The following is a 6,279-nucleotide window of genomic DNA, read 5'->3' on the forward strand; positions in this document are numbered from 1 at the left end:
CATGGGACAATCCGCCCCATGTTTGTATTGTTCGAAGAAGCCGGCAAGTACCTGGGCGGCCGCGTGCTGTCGGAGGCGGAGTCCTCGGCGCAGGTGGAGCTCGATTCCGGCAAGCGCGTCAAGGTGAAGGCTGCCAACATCGTGCTGCGCTTCGAGAAGCCGGCGCCGGCCCAGATGCTGGACGAAGCACGCGAGCTCGCCGCCGGCATGGACCTCGACCTGGCCTGGGAATTCGCACCTGAAGGGGAATTCGGCTTTGCCGAGCTGGCCTCCGACTATTTCCAGGCCCAGCCCGCCCTCGCCCAGCAGGCCGCTTCGCTCCTGGCGCTGTTCGAGGCGCCGCACTACTTCCGCCGCGCCGGCAAGGGCCGCTTCAAGAAGGCGCCGGCCGAGATCGTGCAGCAGGCGCTCGCCGCCATCGAGAAGAAGAAGCAGGTGCAGGCCCAGATCGCCGAATGGGCCGCGCAGCTCGGCGCCGGCGAGTGCCCGGCGCCGGTGCGCGAGCAGCTCTACAAGATCCTCTTCAAGCCCGACAAGAACGCGCCCGAATACAAGGCCGTGGTGGAGGCCGCGCGCGCCACGCAGCGCCCGCCGCTCGAACTGCTGCAGCGCGCCGGCGCGATCGACTTGCCCTACCAATTCCACTGGCGCCGCTTCCTGTTCGAGAACTTCCCGAAGGGCACCGGTTTCCCGGCGCTCAAGGCCCCGGCCATCGCAGACGAGCTGCCGCTGGCCGAGGTGCAGGCCTTCTCGGTCGATGACTCGCACACCACCGAGATCGACGATGCGCTCTCGGTGACGGGCCTGGGCAGCGGCACGGTGCGCGTCGGCATCCACATCGCGGCACCGGGCCTCGCGCTGGCGCCCGGCAGCCCGATCGACCAGGTGGCGCGCGCGCGCATGTCCACCGTCTACATGCCGGGCCACAAGATCACGATGCTGCCCGACGAGGTGGTGGACACCTACACGCTGCAGGAGGGCCGTGACTGCCCGGCCGTCTCGCTCTATGCCGATTTCGACGAGGCCACGCTGGCACTGAAGGCCACCGCGACCCGCCTCGAGCGCGTGCCCATCGTGGCCAACCTGCGGCACGACCAGCTCGACGGCTTCATCACCCAGGCGTGGCTCGAAGACGCCTCGGTCGACAGCGCGGGCACGCCCGATGTGGCCGCGCGGCTGCGCGAGCCGCTGTCCTTCCTGTTCCGCCTCGCCAAGCAGCTGAAGGCGCAGCGCGAGGTGGTGCGCGGCAAGCCCGAGAGCTTCAACCGTCCCGACTACAACTTCCGCCTGCCCGACGCCCACGGCGAGCCCACCGGAGGCGAGCGGGTGCAGATCACGACGCGCCAGCGCGGCGCGCCGCTGGACCTGATCGTGTCCGAGGCGATGATCCTGGCCAACAGCAGCTGGGGCGGCTGGCTCGGCGAGCTCGGTGTGCCTGCGCTCTACCGCAGCCAGGCCAGCCTGGCGCCCGGCATCAAGGTGCGCATGGGCACCAAGGCGCTTCCGCATGCCGGTCTCGGCGTGAAGAGTTACGCCTGGAGCACCTCCCCGCTGCGCCGCTACACCGACCTGGTGAACCAGTGGCAGATCATCGCGGCCGCGCGCCATGGCAAGACAGCCGCGCTGGCAGCGCCCTTCAAGCCCAAGGACGCCGACCTGTTCTCCATCCTCTCCGGCTTCGACGCCGCCTACAGCGCCTACAACGCGCACCAGGGCGCCATGGAGCGCTTCTGGACGCTCAAGTACCTGGAGCAGGAGGGCATCGCCGAGCTCGAGGCAACGCTGATCAAGGACTTGCCCAACGGCGCCCTGGCGCGTGCCGACGCGCTGCCGCTGGTGTTCCAGGTCACCGGCACCCAGGGGCTCGCGCGCGGGGCCCGCGTGCGCGTCAAGCTCGGCGAGGTCGACGAGATCGCCCTCGACGTGCACGGCACCGTTATCGAGCGCCTCGATACCGCGCCGGCCGAAGCAGTTGCCGAAGAAGAAGGCGACGTAGAGGAAGTCGCCGGGCCGATTGCCATTGCAGTCGATCTGGCCGACAGCGACGAGGCCGCCCCCCCGGAGAAGCTCCCGGCATGAACCTGCGCGACCTGAGCAGCCTGCAGCTCGCGCTCGGCATCTCGGTCGCCGCGCACGCCCTGCTGCTCGCGTTCCGCTTTGCCGACCCCGAGTCCTTCAACCGGGTCTTCACCGAGACGCCGCTGGAAGTCATCCTGGTCAACGCCAAGACCAACGAGCGCCCCGAGAAGGCCATGGCCATTGCCCAGAGTTCGCTGGCAGGCGGCGGCGACCTCGATCGCGGCCGAGCCACCAGTCCGCTGCCGCCCTCGACCTTCACCACCATCGGCGACTCGATGGAAGACGCCCAGCGCCAGGTGGAGGCCATGCAGGCCCAGCAGATGCTGCTGCTGGCGCAGATCAAGGAGCAGCTCGCCACGATGCCGGCGCCCGACCCGCGCCACCAGGGCAATCCCAGCGAGGCCGCGGCGCGCGAAGAAAAGCGCCGTCAGCTGATCAAGATCCTGGCCGAGATCGAGCGCCGGGTGAACGAGGAGAACGCGCGGCCCAAGAAACGCTACCTGAGCCCGGCGACGCGCGAAGCCACCTACGCCGTCTATGTCGACGCGCTGCGCCGCAAGATCGAGGCACGCGGCACCGAGAACTTCCCGGAGCTCGCGGGCAAGAAGCTCTATGGCGAGCTCACGATGATGGTGACCGTCAACTTCGACGGCGCGATCCTCGGCACCGAGATCATCGAAGGCTCCGGCAATTCCACGCTCGACCGCCGCGCGCAGGCCATCGTGCGCAGCATCGGCAACTTCGGCAAGTTCACCGACGCGATGCGGCGGCAGACCGACCAGATCGTGCTGCCCTCGCGCTTCAAGTTCACCCGCGACGAGACGCTCGAGGCGCAGGTCTCCTCGTCGTCCAAGCAGTGACCGAGCGAGGCACCATGGATCTTTACTGCGTGATGGGCAACCCGGTGGAGCACAGCCGCTCGCCCTGGATTCACGCGCGCTTCGCCGAGCTGACAGGCCAGGCGCTGGACTACGGCCGCCGCCTGGTGCCGCTGGACGGCTTCGAGGCCGCGGTGGCGGCCTTCCGCGCCGAGACGGCCGGCACGGCGCGCGGCTGCAACATCACCGTCCCCTTCAAGTTCGAGGCCGCAGCGCTGGCGCAGCACCTGAGCCTGCGCGCCATGCTGGCACGCGCGGTCAACACGCTGCGCTTCGACGCGGACGGCATCCATGGCGACAACACCGACGGCGCCGGCCTCGTCGCCGACATCGCGCAGCACGCCGGCGTCACGCTGGCGGGCAGCGAGCTGCTGCTGCTGGGCGCCGGCGGCGCCGCGGCCGGCGTGCTGGGCCCGCTGCTGGAGGCCGGCCCGCGCCGCGTGGTGGTAGCCAACCGCACGCTGGCCAAGGCCATCGCGCTGGTGCGGCACCACGCAGCACTCGCGCTGCAGCACGGCATCACGCTGGAGGCCCATGAACTGCAGTCCGTGCCCGGCGAGTTCGACGTCATGGTGAACGGCACCGCCTCCAGTCTCGCCGGGGGCGAGGTGCCGGTGCCGGCACGCGTGCTGCGGCGCGGCGCACTGGCCGTCGACATGATGTACGGACCGGCCGCAGCGGGCTTCATGGCGTGGGCGCGCGAACACGGCGCCGTGCCGCGCGACGGGCTGGGCATGCTGGTCGAACAGGCGGCGGAATCCTTCGCCTTCTGGCGCGGCGTGCGGCCGCCCTCGGCGCAGGTGCTGGCCGAACTGCGCGCGGTGGTCGACGGCAAGTGAAGGCTCTGCTGCGCTGGGTGCTGTGCCTGCTGTTCGCGGCGGTCGCGCTCGAGGTCTTCTTCATCGGCCGCATCGCAGCGATGGCGGTGATCGATCCGCAATCCACCGCATTCCAGCGCTCCGAGGCCTGGCAGCTCGCGACCGAGGGGCGACGCAACGGCGATCGCATCGAGCGCCGCGCAGGGCCGCCCCAAGCAAGCGAGCGCCCCCTCGGGGGGCAGCGAGGACACGCCAGTGCCGAGCGTGGGGGCCTCAAGGAATGGAGACAGGAATGGGTGCCCTATGGCCGGATCGCCGACACCCTGAAGCGCGCCGTGATCGCGAGCGAGGACAGCGAGTTCATCTACCACAACGGCGTCGAGTGGGAGGCCGTCGAGCGCGCGCGCCAGCGCAATGCCAGGGCCGAACAGATCGCGGCCCGGCGCGCGGCACAGATGCGTGCCCGCGGCAAGGAACCGCGCCCGATCCAGCTGCGCGGCGGCTCGACCATCACCCAGCAATTGGCAAAGAACCTGCTGCTGTCGGGCGAGCGCACGCTGCTGCGCAAGGGCCAGGAGCTGCTGCTCGCGGTCGCGCTGGAGCTGCTGCTGGACAAGCAACGCATCCTGGAGATCTACTTGAACAGCGTGGAGTGGGGCGAAGGCATCTTCGGTGCCGAGGCGGCCGCGCAGCACTACTTCAGGAAGCCGGCCTCGAGGCTCGGCGCGCAGGAGGCCGCGCGGCTGGCGGTGATGCTGCCGAGCCCGAAGTTCTTCGAGCGGCGGTCCGGATCGGCCTACCTCGCTGGCCGCACGGCCACGATCGTGGCGCGCATGCCATCGGCCGATCTGCCCTGATCCGACAGGGCAGCGCTGGCGCGTGCGAGGGGAAATCTGGAGCGGGAAACGAGACGTGTACTAGGACAGTAAGTCGTTGATTCCCAATCACTTCCTTCGCCGTGATACCTAGCGAAGACCTCAATTGTAGCCTTGTTTTTCGTCCTCGGCAACGAGTTCATCCAAAGAAATCCAACGACGTCCATAGACCCGCACTCCGGCACACCACATCCCCCACTTGGCACATCGCAGTCCGCGACTGGCTCGAACTCGGCGCCCAGCACGCCGTCCGCTGTTCTCTATCCGCCACTGTGATACCCGCTGAGGAACGTCTTCGCTGACGCCATGGGGTTGACGGCGCCTGGGAGCGGCAGCACCTACAACGCGCTCCACGTCACCAACACCGACGCCTGTTCAGAAGAGCGCGCGCAACCAGACCCCACGTCTGCGCGCGATTCTTTATTGGTATATCAGGATGCCTGGGTAGGCATGACGGCCGCGAGTTTGCTCTGTCCCCCTGGAGGCCGGGCAACGAACGCCATCCCATCGCGCCGCCTGAGACCGCTGGCATATCAGGCCATACCTAGACGGTTTTGCAGAAGCCGCAACTTCTTACGACCCTGATAGCGTGAGCGTCACTGTCGAGCCTACGTGCCGATGCTAGACCTTTTAGCCGATGAATTTTTGCACATCGAGCACACGACGACTACCAGTTGAGCGAACTGGTGAGAAGTACTCAAGCCACATGACGAAGCGGCTCTCGGGACCCGCTCCCTGCACAGACAACAGGCCGACCATGAGATCGGTTGCAAAGGAGTCGGCCGTGTAGTTCTTCTCCTGGAAGGAGACGGAGCATGTATGAGAACAAGAACGATGCGCCAACATCAAAGGTGTTCTACCGTCCGATCGAAGCGTCCATTCGCTGGGCCGGGTTGCTGCGATATGAGCAAGTGATCCTGGCCTCGATTTCGTCGCCAAGGAACCTGCCGGAATCGTTGGACTGCCCACGCTGGGGCGAACTGCGGCTGTACACCGACCGCATTTACGACGGCATCCTCAATGGGGAACTGCCCTTCGGGCAGAACGGTATCACGGCACACGATACCGCGCTGATCGACTCTCCTGATTTGACGGTTCGCCACGTCGATCTGAAGCGCTGGATGCGTCAGCACTACCCCGAGCAGCGTCCCGGCTTTCTCTTCTCCCGCAGCGAGCGCATCGCCCACCCCTTCATCTCGCTGGAAACCGGACAAGCCATGTTGGTCGAGCGGCTGGCCCTGAAATCCGCTCTGGACCAGTACAAGCGCCAACTGCACGAGCTGCAGGAAAAGCATGACGCGCTGCTCAAGCAATCCGCTGTGACCCCTGTCTGTGCGCAGTGCCCGATGAGCGACCGCGCCGAAGCAACCTACCTGAACATCATCGGCGGCATGCTGGACCTGATGCTCGGCCAATCCCCGTCGGGCACACCATACTCCACCTTCAAGACCCAGGAATCCGTGGTGAGCGCTTTGGTCGCGCATCACAGCGGCGCCATGGGCATCGCGGAGCGGACGTTGAACGGCAAGTTCGCCACGGCCAGGCGCCGGCTGCGTAGCGCGACAGTTTGAAGTTTTCCAGCTTGTACATGCAATCGCGGAGATTGCATTTGCAATGTCTTTCCGCAGC

General features: G+C 67.2%; 5 protein-coding genes. All 5 read left to right on the top strand.

Annotation, left to right across the window (positions count from 1 at the left end):
* Nucleotides 1–18: 18 nt before the first annotated feature.
* The 5 genes from APY03_RS27850 (at nucleotide 19) to APY03_RS27870 (ending at nucleotide 6,221) form a co-directional block, all read left to right on the top strand.
* Nucleotides 19–2,079 (top strand): ribonuclease catalytic domain-containing protein, encoded by a 2,061-nt coding sequence (locus tag APY03_RS27850; RefSeq protein ID WP_068682013.1) that lies wholly within the window; start codon nucleotides 19–21, stop codon nucleotides 2,077–2,079.
* Nucleotides 2,076–2,939 (top strand): energy transducer TonB, encoded by an 864-nt coding sequence (locus APY03_RS27855; RefSeq protein ID WP_068682015.1) that lies wholly within the window; start codon nucleotides 2,076–2,078, stop codon nucleotides 2,937–2,939. Before APY03_RS27850 ends, APY03_RS27855 begins: the two co-directional genes overlap by 4 nt.
* Nucleotides 2,940–2,953: 14 nt before the next feature.
* Entirely contained in the window at nucleotides 2,954–3,796 is an 843-nt protein-coding gene (aroE, locus tag APY03_RS27860) for a shikimate dehydrogenase (RefSeq protein ID WP_068682017.1), read from the top strand.
* Nucleotides 3,793–4,632, top strand: coding sequence for a transglycosylase domain-containing protein (locus APY03_RS27865; protein WP_068682019.1), 840 nt, complete (start codon nucleotides 3,793–3,795; stop codon nucleotides 4,630–4,632). Before aroE ends, APY03_RS27865 begins: the two co-directional genes overlap by 4 nt.
* 833 nt (nucleotides 4,633–5,465) lie before the next feature.
* A complete protein-coding gene (locus APY03_RS27870; RefSeq protein ID WP_068682021.1) occupies nucleotides 5,466–6,221 on the top strand; it encodes a hypothetical protein in 756 nt (251 codons plus the stop codon).
* The last annotated feature ends 58 nt before the right edge of the window (nucleotides 6,222–6,279 follow it).

The sequence above is a fragment of the Variovorax sp. WDL1 genome, assembly GCF_001541225.1.
In the GTDB taxonomy this organism is placed as follows: domain Bacteria; phylum Pseudomonadota; class Gammaproteobacteria; order Burkholderiales; family Burkholderiaceae_C; genus Variovorax.